The sequence below is a fragment of the Alteromonas lipotrueae genome, assembly GCF_019249215.1.
GTDB lineage: Bacteria > Pseudomonadota > Gammaproteobacteria > Enterobacterales > Alteromonadaceae > Alteromonas > Alteromonas lipotrueae.
Window position 1 is genome coordinate 264,415 of record NZ_JAESDI010000003.1, and the last position, 18,883, is coordinate 283,297.

Annotated in this window: 15 protein-coding genes; 11 read left to right on the top strand and 4 right to left on the bottom strand. The window is 44.0% G+C overall.

What is annotated here, in order from left to right; translation table 11 throughout:
* Positions 1–17: 17 nt before the first annotated feature.
* The 4 genes from lon (at position 18) to dapE (ending at position 6,899) form a co-directional block, all read left to right on the top strand.
* A complete protein-coding gene (gene lon, locus JKP82_RS04545) occupies positions 18–2,372 on the top strand; it encodes an endopeptidase La (protein ID WP_159532157.1) in 2,355 nt (784 codons plus the stop codon).
* Between the two features lie 303 nt (positions 2,373–2,675).
* Positions 2,676–2,948, top strand: coding sequence for a nucleoid-associated protein HU-beta (hupB, locus tag JKP82_RS04550; RefSeq protein ID WP_012518978.1), 273 nt, complete (start codon positions 2,676–2,678; stop codon positions 2,946–2,948).
* Positions 2,949–3,233: 285 nt separating this feature from the next.
* The gene (locus JKP82_RS04555) at positions 3,234–5,126 is read left to right on the top strand and encodes a SurA N-terminal domain-containing protein (protein WP_218396020.1); all 1,893 of its coding nucleotides are present in this window, start codon (positions 3,234–3,236) and stop codon (positions 5,124–5,126) included.
* A gap of 609 nt (positions 5,127–5,735) precedes the next feature.
* Positions 5,736–6,899, top strand: coding sequence for a succinyl-diaminopimelate desuccinylase (dapE, locus tag JKP82_RS04560; RefSeq protein ID WP_218396022.1), 1,164 nt, complete (start codon positions 5,736–5,738; stop codon positions 6,897–6,899).
* A gap of 139 nt (positions 6,900–7,038) precedes the next feature.
* Here dapE and olsF read toward each other — a convergent pair whose 3' ends face one another.
* The 3 genes from olsF to JKP82_RS04575 all read right to left on the bottom strand — a co-directional run bounded on the left by olsF (position 7,039) and on the right by JKP82_RS04575 (position 10,724).
* The gene (gene olsF / locus JKP82_RS04565; protein WP_218396024.1) at positions 7,039–8,775 is read right to left on the bottom strand and encodes a bifunctional ornithine lipid synthase OlsF; all 1,737 of its coding nucleotides are present in this window, start codon (positions 8,773–8,775) and stop codon (positions 7,039–7,041) included.
* A 129-nt stretch (positions 8,776–8,904) separates the two neighbouring features.
* On the bottom strand, positions 8,905–9,705 hold the full coding sequence (locus JKP82_RS04570; RefSeq protein WP_218396026.1) for a UDP-2,3-diacylglucosamine diphosphatase: 801 nt from the start codon (positions 9,703–9,705) through the stop codon (positions 8,905–8,907).
* A 113-nt stretch (positions 9,706–9,818) separates the two neighbouring features.
* Positions 9,819–10,724, bottom strand: coding sequence for a LysR family transcriptional regulator (locus tag JKP82_RS04575; protein ID WP_218396028.1), 906 nt, complete (start codon positions 10,722–10,724; stop codon positions 9,819–9,821).
* A 119-nt stretch (positions 10,725–10,843) separates the two neighbouring features.
* Here JKP82_RS04575 and JKP82_RS04580 point away from each other — a divergent pair, with 119 nt between their 5' ends.
* The 5 genes from JKP82_RS04580 to JKP82_RS04600 all read left to right on the top strand — a co-directional run bounded on the left by JKP82_RS04580 (position 10,844) and on the right by JKP82_RS04600 (position 15,462).
* Positions 10,844–11,641: a class II aldolase/adducin family protein gene (locus tag JKP82_RS04580; RefSeq protein WP_218396073.1), complete on the top strand. Its 798-nt coding sequence runs from the start codon at positions 10,844–10,846 to the stop codon at positions 11,639–11,641.
* Between the two features lie 159 nt (positions 11,642–11,800).
* On the top strand, positions 11,801–12,706 hold the full coding sequence (locus tag JKP82_RS04585) for a bile acid:sodium symporter family protein (protein ID WP_218396030.1): 906 nt from the start codon (positions 11,801–11,803) through the stop codon (positions 12,704–12,706).
* A gap of 42 nt (positions 12,707–12,748) precedes the next feature.
* A complete protein-coding gene (locus JKP82_RS04590) occupies positions 12,749–13,633 on the top strand; it encodes an SDR family oxidoreductase (protein ID WP_218396032.1) in 885 nt (294 codons plus the stop codon).
* A 3-nt stretch (positions 13,634–13,636) separates the two neighbouring features.
* Positions 13,637–14,713, top strand: coding sequence for a phosphotransferase family protein (locus JKP82_RS04595; protein ID WP_218396034.1), 1,077 nt, complete (start codon positions 13,637–13,639; stop codon positions 14,711–14,713).
* Complete coding sequence (locus JKP82_RS04600) at positions 14,710–15,462, top strand: SDR family oxidoreductase (RefSeq protein WP_159532137.1); 753 nt, start codon at positions 14,710–14,712, stop codon at positions 15,460–15,462. The genes JKP82_RS04595 and JKP82_RS04600 overlap by 4 nt, the downstream gene beginning before the upstream one ends.
* 91 nt (positions 15,463–15,553) lie before the next feature.
* Here JKP82_RS04600 and rpsT read toward each other — a convergent pair whose 3' ends face one another.
* Positions 15,554–15,817 carry a 30S ribosomal protein S20 gene (gene rpsT / locus JKP82_RS04605; protein WP_013783316.1) on the bottom strand — a complete coding sequence of 88 codons (264 nt, stop codon included), beginning with the start codon at positions 15,815–15,817 and terminating at the stop codon, positions 15,554–15,556.
* Positions 15,818–16,226: 409 nt separating this feature from the next.
* Here rpsT and murJ point away from each other — a divergent pair, with 409 nt between their 5' ends.
* The gene (murJ, locus tag JKP82_RS04610) at positions 16,227–17,783 is read left to right on the top strand and encodes a murein biosynthesis integral membrane protein MurJ (protein ID WP_218396036.1); all 1,557 of its coding nucleotides are present in this window, start codon (positions 16,227–16,229) and stop codon (positions 17,781–17,783) included.
* 76 nt (positions 17,784–17,859) lie between these two features.
* Positions 17,860–18,780, top strand: a complete 921-nt coding sequence (gene ribF / locus JKP82_RS04615; protein WP_013783318.1) for a bifunctional riboflavin kinase/FAD synthetase — start codon at positions 17,860–17,862, stop codon at positions 18,778–18,780.
* Positions 18,781–18,883: the final 103 nt, after the last annotated feature.

The window sequence follows — 18,883 nt, forward strand, 5'->3', positions numbered from 1 at the left end:
ACTAATAGAGAACACGTATGACAGTTGAGCGAGAAAATCGCATTGAAATTCCTGTGCTTGCCTTAAGGGACGTGGTTGTTTATCCGCATATGGTCATACCCTTATTCGTAGGGCGAGAAAAATCGATCCGTTGTCTTGAAGCGGCAATGGAAAACGAGAAACAGATTTTCTTAGTAGCCCAGAAAGACGCCGGTGTGGATGAACCTGATGCCGATGACATTTATACCGTTGGTACTATTGCCACTATTCTTCAACTTTTAAAACTTCCTGACGGCACGGTAAAAGTGTTAGTTGAAGGGAGTGTGCGTGGTGAAGTTGAAGGTTACGAGCAATCAGAACCTTTCTTTGTTGCTAACGTAAGTAAAATTGAAGACGGTGCTATTGATGAGAGCGAGCAAGAAGTGCTTATACGCTCTGCGGTTTCACAGTTTGAAGGTTACGTTAAGCTAAACAAGAAAATACCGCCTGAGGTACTTACTTCGCTAAATGGTATTGAAGATGCTGCACGCTTAGCAGATACCATGGCTGCGCACATGCCGCTTAAACTCACCGAAAAACAAAAAGTGCTAGAAATGAAAGGGGTGAATGAACGCCTTGAGTATTTAATGGCCTTGATGGAAGGTGAAATCGATTTGCTACAGGTTGAGAAGAAAATTCGCACCCGTGTTAAAAAGCAAATGGAAAAAAGCCAGCGTGAGTACTATTTGAATGAGCAAATGAAAGCGATTCAAAAAGAGCTCGGCGAGCTTGATGATGCACCAGATGAATTTGAGGCGTTAGCGAAGAAAATCGAAGACGCCAAAATGCCACAAGAAGCGTTAGATAAAGCTAAGTCTGAGCTGCAAAAGCTTAAGATGATGTCGCCCATGTCGGCGGAAGCTACCGTATTGCGCAGCTACATTGAGTGGCTAACCAATGTACCGTGGAATAAGCGGTCACCGGTGAAAAAAGATTTATCTCGCGCTGAAGTGGTTTTAAATGAAGACCATTACGGTTTAGAGAAAGTCAAAGAGCGCATCTTAGAATACCTCGCGGTGCAACAGCGTGTTAAAAAGCTGAAAGGACCCATCTTGTGCCTTGTAGGGCCTCCTGGTGTAGGTAAAACCTCTTTGGGCCAATCGGTTGCGAAAGCGACAGGGCGAAAGTATGTACGTATGGCATTGGGCGGCGTGCGTGATGAAGCTGAGATTCGTGGGCACAGACGTACCTACATCGGTTCGCTACCCGGTAAACTAGTGCAAAAAATGGCAAAAGTAGGGGTGAAAAACCCACTCTTCTTATTAGATGAAATTGATAAGATGTCTTCTGATATGCGGGGCGACCCAGCATCTGCGTTACTAGAAGTGCTTGACCCAGAACAGAACAACAGTTTCAGTGACCACTATTTAGAAGTGGATTACGATTTATCTGATGTGATGTTTGTAGCAACCTCAAATAGCATGAATATTCCAGGCCCGCTACTTGATCGTATGGAAGTTATTCGTCTTTCTGGTTATACCGAAGACGAGAAGCTAAACATCGCAACACGTCACTTAATCAGTAAGCAAATGGAACGTAACGGACTTAAGTCTAAAGAGCTTGAGATTACCGAATCTGCCATTATCGGCATGATTCGTTACTACACCCGTGAAGCAGGCGTTCGTAGCTTAGAACGTGAAATTTCTAAGGTATGTCGTAAAGCCGTTAAAGATATCTTGCTGACTAAGAGCAAAGATAAAGTGTCAGTGACTCAAGACAATCTTAAAGATTACTTAGGTGTACAACGCTTCGATTACGGTAAAGCAGATAAAGATAACCAAATTGGCCAAGTTACCGGATTAGCGTGGACACAGGTAGGCGGTGATTTACTTACTATTGAAACCACCTCAGTGCCAGGTAAAGGCAAGATGACATCAACCGGTTCGCTTGGTGATGTTATGCAGGAATCTATCAAAGCTGCAATGACGGTTGTGCGTAGTCGCGCTGAAAAGCTTCGTATTAACGAAGATTTTTATGAAAAACGCGATATTCACGTGCATGTGCCTGAAGGTGCTACACCTAAAGATGGCCCAAGTGCGGGTATCGCAATGTGTACAGCTTTAGTGTCATCGTTAACAGGTAACCCTGTTAAATGTGATGTGGCCATGACCGGTGAAATAACACTGCGTGGTGAAGTGTTGGCCATTGGTGGTTTGAAAGAAAAGCTACTAGCCGCACACCGTGGTGGAATTAAAACGGTGGTTATTCCAGCAGAAAATGAACGTGATTTGGAAGAAATTCCAGAAAACGTGAAAAAAGATTTATCAATTCACCCTGTAAAGTGGATTGATGATGTGCTTGATATTGCACTTCAAGAGCCAGTAGAGTCTTTTGAGGTTGCAACTAAAAGCTAAAATGGTTGGCTGCATGTCCTAATTTTAAAGGCTTGCAGCCTTAAATTTGCAATAATTGATTAAAAAGTGTGCATACCTTCGCCAATTCGCCTATTTTTTTCAAAATAGGGCTTTCTTGTCGCAAGAGTTGTGTTACCTTTAATTTGTATTCGCTTGAAGCCTTGCCACAAAAGGGATTGCAGCGATTCAATAAAAGTTAATTAATTGTGACAGATGCTTGATGTTCAGAATCAAGCTTGCTATAACGTTCAATCAAATCGTTTTGGACAAACAGTATAATAACAATCGAAGGGGATCATAATAGTGAACAAGTCTCAACTTATCGACCAAATTGCTGCTGGCGCAGATATTTCAAAAGCAGCTGCCGGCCGCGCTCTAGATGCATTCACTGACTCAGTAACTGCAGCACTTAAAGACGGTGACCAAGTGGCACTAGTCGGTTTCGGTACTTTCTCAGTACGTGAGCGCTCTGCTCGTAGTGGTCGTAATCCACAAACTGGTGAGACTATTCAGATTTCAGCGGCGAAAGTTCCATCTTTCAAAGCTGGTAAAGCTCTGAAAGACGCTTGTAACTAAGCAAAACTTGCAAGAAAAAGGCGATGGCTTATGCCATCGCCTTTTTTATTTGTAACGCCGAATTTATCATTTCCCACTATTTTCTTTATCTCACCTATAGCGCGACAGTGCATTGCGCATCACGCTGCGGTTTTATTGGACAATAGAAGGATTAGTTTTTGTTAAGCCGTTTATCTTCACAGGTATTAGGTTATAATCACCGCTTATTTTTTGCCATGATGTTAGCGTAGGCATTATCCAACGCTAAAGGGCAAGTGTAGTAAGCAACGGAGTTGAAGAACAATCATGCTAGAAAGAATCAGAGAAGGTTCTCAAGGCCCATGGGCAATGGCAATTATTGCCCTAATCGTATTGAGTTTCGTGTTTGCTGGTGTAGGAAGCTACCTGACGTCTTCAGGTACTACGGCAGTAGCAACAGTTAATGGCGAAGAAATTTCTGCTCAGGAATTAGAACGCGGTTATCAGAACCAACGGGCACAAATGGAATCACAATTTGGCGAGAGCATTGCCCAGTTGTTTTCAAGCGAACAGTATTTAAGTGACTTTCGTCGTAACGTACTAGATAGACTTATTGCTGAAAAACTTATTCAGCAACAAGCACAGGAAATGGGCTTACGCGTTAGCGATGCTCAAATTCGTGAAACTATCGTACAAATGCCAGAGTTTCAGTTCGGTGGTCAATTCGACAACGACCGTTTCCAAACTATTTTGCGTCAAAACGGCTTTCAGGTTGCTGACTTCCGTGATTATTTACGCATTCAAATGACACAAAATCAATTGGCTGCAGCGTTAACCAATTCTGAGTTTGCATTGCCTGGAGAAGCTGAACGTGCGAATGCATTACAGCTTCAAACTCGTGACGCTAAATACGTGATGATTGATTCTGCTTCATTCGCCGACTCGGTGGAAGTAACAGAAGATGATATTGGCGAATATTACAACGCTAACATCACTGCATTTGATACCGAAGAGCAAATTAAGCTTGCCTATGTATCACTGACAGTAGAAGACGTTAAAAGCCGCGTAAGCGTCGATGACGAAGCCGTTCGCACTTACTATGACAATAACCTTAGCGGTTATGGCAAAGAAGAAGAGCGTCGAGTTTCACATATTCTTATCGAGTCAGGTGATGACGCTGATGCAGCAAAAGCGAAAACTCAAGCACTATTAGACCAACTGAACGACGGTGCTGATTTTGCTGAGTTAGCTGAAAGTAATTCAGATGACACCTTTTCAGCTGAAAATGGTGGTGATCTAGATTTTATTACTCCTGGAATGATGGACGATGCGTTTGATGAAGCGGTATTTAGTTTAGCGAATGTGGGTGACTATACCGACGTTGTTGAAACTGAATTCGGTTTTCACATCATTAAATTGACTGAACTTAAAGAAGCGCAAGTTCAAGCATTTGAAGACGTAGAAGCAGAAATCCGCGAGACATTGCTTACCGATAAAGCATTAGAAGAATTCTTCGAGCTGCAAAACACCATGGCTGAAATTGCATTTGAAGTGCCTGATACACTAGAAGATGTTGCTAACGCCGTTGACTTACCGGTACAAGAAACAGGTTTGTTTAGCCGTAACACTGTGCCAGTAAATATGAGCTCACCAGCACTGACTGAAGTCGCGTTTTCTTCTGAACTTATCGATGAAGGCGTGAACAGTGATATTATCGAACTAGATGATGAAACGGTAGTTGTTGTGCGTGTTGTAGAGCACTTGCCACAGCGTACTCAAGCCCTAGACGAAGTTCGTGATGGAATTGTATCAACAGTGAAAGCACAGAAAGCACAAGAAGCTGCTGAAAGCTGGGCTACAAGTGTTGTTGAATCGCTTCAGCAAGGCGAAAGTGTAGATGCAACATTAGCAGAAAAGTCTCTTAACTGGGAAAGTGCTGAAGCAGTGGCGAGAAGTGGTAGTACTTTAAACCGCAGTATCGTTGATAAACTATTTACCTTATCTACTGAAGCTGAAAAGCGTGTAGATGTGGTAGCAACCGTGAACGGTGACGTGGCCATTGTTGAGCTTGTTAAAGTGAACAGTGCGCCTGCGCTAAGTGCTGAGATGTCAGAAAGTCTGAAACCTCGTTTAGCACAGATGCAAGGCCAGCGTGTTTACCAACAGTTCATCGAAGCGTTACGTGCTGATGCCGATGTTACGGTGTCTGAAAGCCTTTAGTATTGTTTAGCTTACTACATAGGTTTTCGCGAGCATATAACGTAGTTAATACGTAAAGTCGTGATATTTTAGTCTTAGCGGTAAGCGTAGAATACGTAAAAAAGCCAGAGTTGGAGCAGCGATAATAACAATCGCTTGTTCAACACTGGCTTTTTTGTGGGCGTCTTATCGGTAAGCAAAAGAGCTAATGAGTGAGAAATAGCATAACAGCGTAAAATGCCGCAATAACACTCGACAGCACCAGTATGTAAGTAAAACCTTGTTTGCCTTGTGCTAGGGAATAGCTATTCACCCTCAAGTAGCCAAACCACAATAACGACAAGATAAGTGGTATTAGTACAATAATCTTTAGCAAAACTCGACCTCGCGTTGTATCGGTAAAGGGGGATTAAATTTTATGTAGGGTAACCGCTTCTAGTAATAACTTTAGCTCGCTGCCTAAATACAAGTTTATCGATAGAATCATCTATAACCCTAACTATATATGACTACAGTATATAAGGGGAAATCAGTTTAGCCTTGTCATTTCCTTGTCTTAATTTTGTTATCTGTGTGTCATCTTTACTTTGTGTAATAACAGGTAAGCAAACTTAGACTTCATTTATTCTTATGAACAATACTGCGCTTTCGTTGGTCCACCACGCTAGAAGCATTCATTTTGCAGAAGTACTTATGGCACGGGAATCCATTACCCCCGTTGACGCTGGGTGCCAAAGCTATCTAATGCACCGATTAGAAAAGCTAGGCTTTGCATGTGAAAAGCACAAAGTGGAAGGGGTGACTAATTTAATCGCTAAATGGGGGGATGGGCCTATCCATTTTGCTTTTTCTGGCCACACCGATGTAGTGCCACCAGGCCCATTAGAAAAATGGAAATCTAATCCCTTTTGCCCAGTGATAAGTCAAAATAAACTTTATGGTCGCGGCGCTGCCGATATGAAAACGGGTGTTGCTGCCATGCTAGCAGCAACAGAAAGAGCGCTACCATCACTGGATTCAAACCAATATACGTATTGGTGGTTGATTACCAGTGATGAAGAAGGCGAGGCTGAATATGGCTCTAAATGGATAAAGGCCTATTTAGATGCCAAACAAATTACACTTGATATGTGCTTAGTAGGCGAGCCTACTGCTACGCATACTACCGGCGACACCATTAAAGTAGGCCGCAGAGGTTCATTGTCGGGCACAATTTTGGTATCAGGAAAACAAGGGCATGTTGCTTACCCGCATACGTGCGATAACGCAATTCACAAAGCAAGCCGTATCATACAGGCGTTATCCTCCTACGAGTTTGAACAAGGTAGCCTCGACTTTCCAGGTACGTCTTTGCAAGTCACTCACGTAGATACGGGCGCGTTTACAGATAATTTAGTGTCGGGTAGTACCCGTATTGAATTTAATGTGCGTTACGCATGGCAATTTAACCGTGACAGCTTAGTTAAGTTATTAACACGTATTATCGGTGAGGTAGATGCCAGCGCGTCGATCAGCTGGTCTCGACCCTGTGAATCCTATTTGAGTAGAAGCAATACTGAAAAGCGCTGCTTAATTAATATTACAGAAAAAGCCATTCGACAAGCCACTGGACGTTACCCTGTGGTCAGCACGTCTGGCGGTACCTCAGACGGGCGGTTTTTTGCATCAGACACAACCCAAGTGGTAGAAGTGGGTGTGCCAAATGCCACCATCCACCAAGTTAATGAACACGTTCACCTATCAGATATTGTGACCCTGGAAGACATTTTCACAGATGTTTTATTGAGTCTGTAAAGCCCGTATTAGATTCATATGCCAACTAAAATAAGAAAAGCGCCAACGGGCGCTTTTCTTATTTTAGTGTAGTGTCTTCTATAGGGTGGTTGACGTAAATCAGGTAATCAAACCGTCTAAATTAGCCATATGTAAACCTCTACGCTGACTGTTTAAGCTCAGGTTTTAATTGTGTTGCGCCTAAATAGCGTTCCTTTTTCTTTTGGGTTAACGCTTCTAAATCGACCACCACTAGGCCGTCTATGCAGTCGTTAAAGTCAGGGTCTACATTAAAATCTAAGAACGCCACGCCACCGGTTTTCGATAGTTCGCTGTATTGCTTGTATAAGGTAGGTACGTTCACGCCCATATTGGCGAGTAAATGCTTTAATTGAGTAAACTCAGATTTATAGTCGTTACCGGTAAAAGTATACAAGGGATCTTGCGACATTTGATAAGGCCGCTTAGAAGTGGCTTGCCCAAACTTAGCCGGAAAGTAAGTAGAGTAGAACTGTACAATTAAGTCTTTAGCTGGTTGAGGGTAAGCATTGCTTAAAGACACCGCGCCAAACATGTATCGATATTTCGGGTAGCGATTTAAAAATGCACCTATGCCCACCCATAAATAATCTAAACTACGTTTACCCCAGTAACAGGGTTGAACAAAGCTACGACCAAGTTCGAGCCCCTCTTTGAACAAGGTGCTGTTACTTTCCTCACTTCCATAGTCGAACAACGTTGCCGAATATAGACCGGTAGGGTGGTCTTTATGACTCAGTAACTCAGCATCGCCAAAACGATATGCCCCCACAATCTCTAAATTACTCTCATCCCAAAGAATTAAGTGATAGTAGTAAGTATCGTATTGGTCTATATCGCGGCGTTTGTTAGTACCTTCACCTACCGCACGAAAGGCCACTTCCCTTAAGCGGCCAATTTCACGCATAATCGGTGAGCAATTTTTATGTTGGTACAAATATATCGACTGACCATCGCTAGTGTGGCCTAAGTGTTCGCATTGCTTCATTGCGCGGGAAAGCTCTTTTCTATCTTCCGGCATGGCAACAGGCGCTTGGGTATCAAAAATACCTTTCTTGTTACTGCCAATTCGATATAAGTGGCGCTTAAATAGTTTTACCTGATCTTTTAGCGCTATGCTGTTTTGTTGATAAGACTCAAAGGGAATAAGCTCGCCTATACGCATAGGAAGGTGTTTTTTGCGTTGCTTAAACATTTCTTTTACCAGCAGCGCGGTGGCTAAAGGTTTGTACACCATGGATACCCCATAAAATAGCGGGCTATTTTTGGCATCAATATAAACCGGAAGAATAGGGGATTTGGCTTGTCGGGCGATACGTAAAAAACCAGAATGCCATAGGGTGTCACGGACACCTTGAGGCCGTAATCGGGACACTTCTCCGGCGGGAAATATTAAAATGGCCCCATCTGATTGTAGGTGCTTTTGAATAGCCCCTAAATGCTGTTTCGGCGTACCGCCTTGCATATTATTGACTGGCAGCAACATGTCATGCAGAGGCTCAATGGCCATGAGCATTTGGTTCGCCACTACTTTTAAGTCGTGACGCACTTCACTAACCAGTTTAATTAGCGCAAGGGCGTCTAGTGAGCCGATAGGGTGGTTGGCAATAATCACCACACGACCTTGTGAGGGAATACGCTCTTTCTCTACGTCTCGGGTAGAGTAGCTAATGTTAAAGTATTCGAGCACTTGCTCTACAAAGTCGATATCTTCGTAGTGGGGATAGGTTTCGCCGAACTCTATTATTTCTCGTTCATGCAAAAGGTGGCGCAGCACAAACGATAAAGACCTAAACAACAAGGGGTTGTTAGCCACTTGGGGATAGTGTTTATTTAGTACTTCATCAACAGTAAACATAGTCTTTCTCGGTTTTTGCGAACAATAGCAGGGGAATATGACGGTTTTCACACAGTTTGATGTCAGTTATCTGACAATGCAGACGCCCGCGTTTCGTATATCTAGAAACGCGGGGTTTAAGTGGTATGCTTATGCTGCTTTCGATGGTGAACTTTTCACTTTCAGTGGTGTAACATTATCTGCGTTGTTCATGGTCTCAAGGGAATAGATTAGCGTTAGGTTTCCATTTTCGTCTTCACCCAAAGCACTGCAGTTTTCCATCCAATCGCCATCGTTGATGTAATGAATACCGTTTTCCATTGTGCTTTCAGGGTGATGAATATGACCGCAAATAACCCCATCAAGCCCCATTTCTTCTGCGCGTGAACAGCATGCCTGGCGGTAGCGAGCTATCGCTTCGTTTGCCCCTTTGATATGCTTTTTAATGTAACCGGCAAGCGACCAGTACTCACGTTTACGCCAGCTACGAAAACGATTGAACTCGCGGTTTAAAAACAGCAGTAAGTCGTAACCTTTATCGCCAATCCACGCATGGAATTTACCCATGGTGACATCGCCATCAAATTGATCGCCATGTAACACAAGGTAACGTTTGCCTTGGGCCGTGGTATGAACAAGTTGGCGCTCAATCTCGATATCGCCAAATGCCATGCCGGAATAAGACTGAATGGGTTCGTCGTGGTTACCTGGGAGATAAACAACGCGGGTGCCATCTTGGCTCATCGCCATTAGTTTATGCATAACTTGATTGTGCGCTTGTGGCCAACGAAATTGTTTTGTCATTTGCCACATATCGACAATGTCGCCAACCAAATAAAGGGTGTCGACGGTGACGCTGTTTAAAAACGAAAGTAGGTATTCAGCTTTGCAATCACGATTGCCAAGGTGAATATCAGAAAGCCAAAGTGTGCGGTAATGTGTTTTTTTCATAGCAAGGTCCCAAAGCGATTGCCTTGGAACGCCACTATATGGAGGTTAATTGACAAAATGGTGACGCTTGTTTGACGATAGTGTTACAGGTGTCTATTTCAACAAAATCTGTTTTACAGAAGCTCGTTAGCTAGGGCTAATAACTCCTCTCGCATCCACTTATTTACTAAATCCTCATCAGCTTGCTTGTGCCAATACATGTGAATGGGCATAAGTGGCACGTCGAAGGGCAGTGTGGTAACCGCAACCGGTAGGCTGCTGGTAATCTGTTGTGCATAACGACTTGGTACAGTAAGTAATAAATCTGATTTACTGACAACACTAGCGGCAGCGAAGTAATGTTCGCACTGTAGCGCAAACTGTCGCGTGGCGTTTTCTTTCGCAAGCGCTAAATCTACCGTATCTAATCGAGAGTCTTTCAAGGTCACCAGTACATGGGACGCTGCTACATAATTCGCTAGCGTTTTATCTTTTAAAATGGGGTGTTCTTTCGCACAGATAAGTACGAAATGCTCGTCGCACACCAGTGTTGAACGAATATCTGGACCTGTAGGCACTAAAGCGTCGATGACGATATCGAGTTCTTTATTGGCAAGTGCATTTTCAAGTTCAGGGCGGGTAACTCGCCTGCTAGTCACCGTAATATTCGCTGCATTTTGCAACAGCTCGGGAACAAGTGCCGGTAAGAACGTTGACTCAAGAATGTCTCTTAGTCCTAATCTTAATTCCCTTTTATAGCGGCTGATATCGAATTCGATGGGATCCGACAGCGTAGATTCTAAATGCGAGAGGGCTTCTTTTACAGGCTGAATAATAGATTGGCATAATGGGGTTGGTACCATCCGCCTGCTGTGGCGCACAAATAACTCATCATCAAACTTTTCTCTTAATCGTGACATTGCATGACTAACGGCAGGCTGAGTTAAATGCAATGCTTTAGCGGCCGCAGTAATACTCTCTTCTTCGTATACGGCTTTGAGCACAAAAAACAAATTTAGGTCGATCTTTCCATGCATCATATTTATGAAATTCCATAAAGAAGTATCATTTTTATTTATTTTTATTGAGGTTACACTGGTTTAAATGTTAATGGAAGGATGCAGTTGTGAGTGAAACGTTAAAATCGGCCTCGAGCGATATGTTAAGAGAACAAGCCCAAAAAATGACATTGGGAGGTGATAAATTTGCTATTCCTATGCCGCCTTCGTTCGTTGATAAAAGCGAACAACAGGCGTATGAAAAACAGCGTTTGGCGTCGGCATTTCGCGCATTCGCTATGCATGGATTTGATGAAGGGCTTGCTGGGCATATTACTTTACGGGATTGTATCGACCCTGAAACGTTTTGGGTTAACCCATTGGCCGTGCATTTTTCTAAAATTAAAGCGTCGGATTTAGTCAGGGTAGATCACCATGGCAACATCGTAGAAGGTAAAGCCGTAATCAACTTAGCCGCGTTTGCCATTCATTCTCGCATTCATGCAGCGCGAGAAGATATCAATGCTGTTGCCCATGCACATACCACTTACGGCAGAGCGTTTGCGTCTTTAGGGGAGAAATTGTTGCCTATTTCACAAGATGCTTGTGTATTTTATGAAAACCATGGTTTGTTTGATACCTTCAACGGTGTAGTGGCCGAGGGGGAAGAGGGCGATTTAATTGCCGAAGCATTAGGTGGAGGCATTGGCGTAATATTAAAGAACCATGGTTTACTAACCGTTGGGTCTTCCGTAGATGCCGCTACTGCTAATTTTATTATGATGGATAGTTGTTGCCATAGCCAGTTACTTGCACAAGCGGCTGGCGGCCCCAAGCTAATTGACCACGAGACGGCAGTAAAGACACGCAAAGCAAATGGAAACGAGTTAGTCACGTGGGGCAATTATCAGCCTCTATACCAAGTGATTGAATCACAGGATCTGAGCTTTAAGAATTAGCCTAGTCCTTGATAAAGCAAGGTAGATATACTAGGTAGAACGGGCTAAAGCGTGAAGCCAGTTCATCTAGGTTCTATTAATTCAGAGTTACTCTGAACAACAAGCCGCAGACGATAAGTGTGAATCATCGTCCATTATTAACAATAAAAAAGGGCATATATGCAGGCCTCGATTTTTACCGAAATACTGCTTCCACTGGCTTTGGCTTTCGTGATGTTTGGTATGGGTCTTACGTTAACGGTAGCCGATTTTACTAGATTACTTAAGGCGCCTAAAGCCATTGTGGTGGGGCTGGTGGGGCAAACCGTATTGCTCCCCTTATTGGCGTTTGGCTTGTGTATGGCATTTTCCCTTCATCCAGCTATGGCGATTGGCATTATGATTTTATCAGCGTGTCCTGGTGGCACCATGAGTAACTTAATCAGTCATATAGGGCGGGCAAATCTAGCGTTATCTGTAAGTTTAACCGCGCTATCGACTTTTATTTGCGTATTTTCTACTCCCTTTATTATTCATTATTCAATGGATTATTTCGCCAAAGAGAATGCGCCTTCATTTTCCATCGTCACTACCGTAGTCGGCTTGGTGTGCGTGTCGATAGTGCCAGTCATCATTGGTATGGCAATACGACACTTCAAACCTAGCTTTTCTATTAAGGTAGAAGGGTTTTTTAGAACCTTTTCATTATGGTTCATGATTGCCATGATCATTGGCATATTAATCAGTGAACGGGCGAATTTAATGGCGTCATTGGAAGAAGCCTTGCTAGTGTGCTTAGCACTGAATATTTTTGCAGTAGTGCTGGGGCTTATTTTGGCTTTTGCCTTTAAGTTGTCAAAAATTGACGGTATTACACTGTCGATAGAAGTGGGCGTACAAAACGCTGCGCTAGCTATGTTGATTTGTATTACCTTTTTGAACTCGCCTGAATTTGCTGTGGCGGCTGGGGTTTACGGATTAACTATGTATGCAGGCCCGGGGCTTTTAGCTGTGTGGTCGAAGCGTTTGAAAAATAAAACTAAAAGTGACGGTAAGGACAAACCACTCGCTACTCAAAAAGCCTAGGCTGCGCGTTAACAATAAGAGCAAAACATACGAGTACAAAACATGGGTACAGAAACCAATAACCTAAAAATAAATAACCTAAAAACAGATAATAAAGAAAAGCGCATCCTTATCACCGGTGGTGCCACGGGATTAGGGCAAGCTATTGCCCTTGCGTTAAGCGAACAATACGGTAAAAACGGCGAAAAATTGAAAGTTTGTATCGCTGATATCCATGAGCAGCGAGGGCAAGAAACCCTAGCGCTACTAACGGAAAAAGGCACAGAGGCTTTCTATCAAGCATGCGACATTACCCAAGATGATGATGTCGCTAATTTGGTTACCGCGATAGAAGCACGATGGGGCGGTGTTGATGTTGTGTTTAATAACGCAGGCGTTGCGTCAGGCGGTAGTTTAAGCGATGAAAGTATTGCGCAGTGGAAGTGGATTTTCGATATCAACCTATTAGGCATGGTTCGCGTCAGCAAGGCCATGCTGCCCTTGTTTAAAGCGCAGGGAGCGGGCTATTTTGTCAATATTGCCTCCCAAGCGGGGCTAACGCCTATTCCTTACATGAACAGCTATAACGCGGTGAAAGCGGCGGTGGTATCACTGTCTGAGACCATGAAGCTAGAGCTTGCGCCTGATAATATCGATGTGAGTGTGGTTTGCCCTAGCTTCTTTAAAACTAATCTTGATGAGTCGATGCGTAGCGATAACCCTGCCATGCACAAAATGATGGCGCGGTTTTTTAAAAAAGCAGATATGACCAAAGAAGAGGTTGCGCAAAGTATCTGCGATCAGATTGCCCAAAAGCGATTTTTAATCCTTACCCATAAATTGGGCAAGCGCGCATTTTTGATGAAGAAACTACTTCCTACCCAGATGTATATTAACAACATGCTAAAACAAACCAAAGCGATGAAACGTGCAATGGATAAACGGTAACCCATGACGAATACAGTATTAGATAAAGCAGTATCAGTAAGAGAAGGCGAAGAGCTAGACGTTAATGTTGTCGATGGGTGGCTAAAAAATCATATTCAAGACCTCATCGGCACACCTACGGTGACCCAATATTCAGGCGGTGCGTCTAACTGGACTTATTGTCTTGAATACGAAAATACGTCGTTAATATTACGCCGTGCGCCCGCGGGCACTAAAGCAAAAGGTGCCCATGATATGGGGCGAGAGTATCGCCTTCAAGCAGCGCTGAAGCCAGTGTATAGTTATGTGCCCGATATGCTGGCATATTGCGATGATGAAGCCGTAATTGGCACAGAATTCTATGTCATGGAAAAGCTGACAGGTGTTATTCCACGTAAGAATCTCCCTCGTGATTTAAAGACCTCCCCAGAACAGACCCATCAGCTGTGTAAAAATGTACTCGATAGCTTAATAGAGCTTCATAAGGTTGACTATAAGGCGGCTGGTTTAGACTCGATTGGAAAAGGTAGTGGTTACATAGAGCGCCAAATTACAGGCTGGAGTGAGCGCTATACGAAAGCAAAAACCTGGAATGCCCCTTCGGGCAAAGGCGTAATGCGGTGGCTTGAGGCTAATATGCCAAGCAAAGAGCGTATTTGCATTACCCATAACGATTTTAGATTCGACAATGTGGTGTTAGATCCTAACGACTACACCCATATTTTAGGTGTGCTTGATTGGGAATTGGCCACCCTTGGCGATCCGTTAATGGATTTAGGTAATACGCTAGCCTATTGGGTGAATGCAGACGATGATTTTCTGGCCCAATCTAGCCGCAGGCAGCCTACCCACCTCGCTGGCATGATGACACGAGATGAAGTGGTTGCTTATTACTGCAAGCAAATGGGCGTTGACGTTGATGATTTCACTTTTTATGAAGTGTACGGCTTGTTTCGATTAGCGGGTATCGCGCAACAAATTTACTATCGCTATCACCACGGTCAAACCAATAACCCCGCGTTTAAACACTTTTGGATATTCATTCACTACTTAATGTGGCGTTGTAAAAAGGCCATTCGAAAATCAGGAAAAAGAAAATGACAACAAGACAAAATATTCTGATCACGGGCGCAAGCTCAGGCCTTGGTAAAGGAATGGCGGCGGAGTTCGCAAAGCAAGGTAGCAACTTAGCATTGTGCGCAAGACGTTTAGACCGCTTAGAAGAACTTAGAAGCGAACTGCTAGCGGTAAATCCTAACATCAAGGTGTTGATTAAGTCGCTTGACGTGAACGACCATAACGCGGTCTTTGAAGTGTTTGATGCGTTTAAACAAGAGATGGGGCAACTCGATAGAGTTATTGTTAACGCGGGCATGGGCAAGGGCGCCTCTATTGGTACTGGCTTTTTTAATGCGAATAAGCAAACCGCAGAAACCAATTTTGTGGCTGCACTGGCGCAAGCCGAAGCGGCCATGACTATTTTCAGAGCGCAAAATGAAGGTCACCTAGTAACGATTTCATCAATTAGTGCGGTAAGAGGCTTCAGACGCGCTATGACGGTGTATGCCGCCACTAAAGCAGGTCTTACGTCTATGACAGAGGGTATCCGTTTAGATGTGATGAATACTCCAATTAAAGTGAGCTGTGTACATCCAGGGTTTATTCGCACCGAAATTAATGAAGCGGTAGAAAAAGTGCCGTTTATTGTCGATACCGAAACCGGTTGTAAGGCGTTGGTAAAAGCCATTAATAAGGAAAAAGCGGTGTCATATGTGCCAAGTTGGCCGTGGGCATTATTACATTGGGTACTACGTGTTGCGCCTTCAAGCGCCATTCGCAAAATGAGTTAGTGCCAAAACTCTAATAAAAGCTTCTGATAAAAGCCTCGAACAAAGGACACAAAAAAAGCGCCAATAGGCGCTTTTTTACTAACTGTAAAACTTAAGCTAAAGCTTTAATTTGTGCAGCTAGGCGGCTCTTGTGACGAGCAGCTTTATTCTTGTGAATCAAACCTTTAGTAGCCATTCTGTCAAGAATCGGAGTTGCAGCAGCAAATGCAGTTTGTGCACCTTCTTTATCACCACTAGCGATAGCAGCTACTACTTTCTTCAAGCTTGTACGAGTCATGGAGCGACGGCTAGCGTTATGCTGGCGACGCTTTTCGGCTTGGATTGCACGTTTCTTAGCAGACTTGATGTTAGCCAAGGTGTAACTCCCAAATAAATTCATGTCAAAAACGAGGGTGCGGATTTTGCCTATCATCCAGCCAAAAGTCAAACGATTTAACCCAATAAGTAGAAAGTTAATTTCTACATTAAATAAGATGTTTATCGAATGCTTTGGTTTTTCGGCCTGTTCTTAACAAAGGCGCTAATAAAGCGACAAATAAAAAGTACAGAACGAAATGGCTATTGTACATATGTACTCATGTGCACAGATACAGCACACAGATACAAATGAAACAGTACGAAACCATACCCACAACGGGCGCGGATTATAGCAAAAAAAATTCATGAGATGCACTTATATTTTGAATAATACGTTTCGCCGGTAACAGGGTTTCGTTATGATTGAGCGCTTAAGTGAATGAAATGTATCTATTGGAATAGTCTTAGTGTCACGGAAGTTATTAAAATCAGGCCTTATTGTCAGCGTAATGACGTTGATATCCCGCGTGTTAGGGTTAGTGCGAGATGTGGTAGTGGCAAGGCTAATGGGCGATGGCGCTGCCGCCGACGTGTTTTTCTTTGCAAATAAAATTCCTAACTTCCTGCGCCGATTATTTGCCGAGGGGGCATTTGCGCAAGCGTTCATTCCGGTATTAACCGAAGTACACCAAAATCACGAGAAAGCAGAGCTTAAAGCATTTGTTGCTAAAATTTCCGGCACGCTTGGAGCCATTGTGTTCGTGGTTTCCCTTATAGGCGTTATCGCGTCGCCAGTTTTAGCCGCGCTGTTCGGCACAGGGTGGTTCATTGCGTGGGTACAGGGCGATGAGGCAGGAGATAAATTCTTACTCGCATCAACCATGCTGAAAATCACCTTCCCCTATCTTGCCTTTGTATCGTTAACAGGCTTGGCAGGGGCTATCTTAAATACACTAAACAAATTTGCAGTAGCAGCGTTTACGCCAGTGCTACTTAACGTATGCATTATAGCCTGTGCGGTCTTTTTAGCTCCCGATATGGAGCAGCCGGCTTTCGCATTAGCGTGGGGGGTGTTTATAGGCGGTATAGTACAACTTGCCTTCCAACTGCCATTTTTGTATCGGGCGGGATTATTAGTAAAACCTAAATGGGGCTGGCGAGATGAAAACGTTGTTAAGGTGCGCACCTTGATGATCCCTGCATTGTTTGGGGTGTCGGTAGGGCAAATTAACTTGCTGTTCGATACCTTTATCGCCAGTTTCCTGATGACAGGCTCTATTAGCTGGCTATATTACTCCGACCGTTTGCTGGAGTTCCCGTTAGGGCTGTTTGGTATCGCTATCGCCACGGTAATATTGCCGGCGCTGTCGCGCAATCATGTAAGTAAAGATCCCAAAGCTTTTTCAGCCAATATAGATTGGGCATTTCGTATGGTGTGTTTGCTTGGTATTCCAGCCGCCGTAGGCTTAGCCACCATGGCGCGACCAATTTTAACCGTGATATTCCAGCGGGGGGCCTTTACGGCTGAAACGGCCACCATGGCCTCTTATTCATTAACCGCTTACGCATTTGGTTTATTGAGCTTTATGTTAGTAAAAGTACTCGCTCCTGGTTTTTACTCGCGCCAAGACACTAAAACCCCGGTTAAATTTGGTATTTGGTGCATGGTCGCCAATATGGTGTTTAACCTATTAGCAATTTGGTTTGGCTACGTGGGCTTAGCGATTGCTACAAGCATGTCGGCCACACTTAATGCCACATTGCTTTATATTACGCTGCACAAACAAGGGGTTTTTGTATTAAGTCGTACCTCAGTGATGTTTATAATTAGAGTACTGATTGCCAGCGCTGTGATGGGGGCGGTGATTTATTGTCGCGATAAGGGCGTGGCATTTTTCGACCTTGAATGGACAGTGCAAGTGGTGGATGTCGCCATTACTATCACATTATCTGCCGCCGCCTTCTTCTCATGTATGATTGTATTGGGTGCAAGACGTCGTCATTTCAAAAGTGGGGGCGGCTAATATTGGTATTCCGTGCTGGGTCGTTTATAATCGCGAGCTTTGAATTTTCAGTAGTAACTAAAGGCAGTGGCTAATAGTGGAATTTATCCGCGGGCTTAACAACGTAAAACCGCAACACAGCGGGTGTGTACTTACTATCGGGAAGTTTGATGGCGTGCACTTGGGCCATCAGGCAGTACTGAGTAATGTGCTTCAAAAAGCCAAAGCGCTGGGGTTGCCGGCCACGGTGATGGTATTCGAGCCTCAACCCGAGGAAGTCTTTACACCCGATAGAGCGCCTGCACGCATCAGTCCATTGCGTGAAAAGTACGAATTGCTGAAACAGCAAGGCGTCGACCGTTTATTGGCTGTACGTTTTAACAGAGCTTTTGCCAGTCAAAGTGCCGATACCTTCGTGCATGATTTGCTGGTGGATAAGCTAGGGGTTAAATTTCTTGTGGTCGGCGATGACTTTCGCTTTGGCCAAGGTCGTAAAGGCGACTTTGCCATGCTGCAAGCCGCTGGGCAAAAGTACGGCTTTGAGGTGGTTAGCACGCAAAGCTTTATGATGCATGCTCATCGTATTAGCTCTACTGCAGTGCGAGAAGCACTGGCTGATTCGGATTTTGCGCTTGGTGAAGAAATGTTAGGTAGGCCGTTTGCTGTGTATGGTCGAGTTGTACATGGTGAAAAGAAAGGGCGCACGATAGGGTTTCCTACCGCCAATGTCATGCTGAAGCGTTGCAGAGCACCAATTCACGGGGTATTTGCGGTACATGTTGCCGTAGATGGAAAAAAATTCAATGGCGTGGCAAACATTGGTACTCGCCCCACGTTAAACGGGGTGCGAAACCAGTTAGAGGTGCACATCTTCGATATGTCAGCCGACCTTTACGGGAAACCAATGACCGTGTTTCCTGTTGCAAAAATACGAGATGAACAGAAATTTGACTCGTTTGAGATACTAAAAGCACAAATTCAGGCCGATGCCGCTAAGGCGCGCCTGTTATTAGAATAGTGAAACGTGATAAAGTCACCACGCTTAACATAGCGTCGACCAATGCAAGCCTATACAGCGCCTAACGAGGCGTTGGGTATTATTAAAGGTAACCGGATAATAC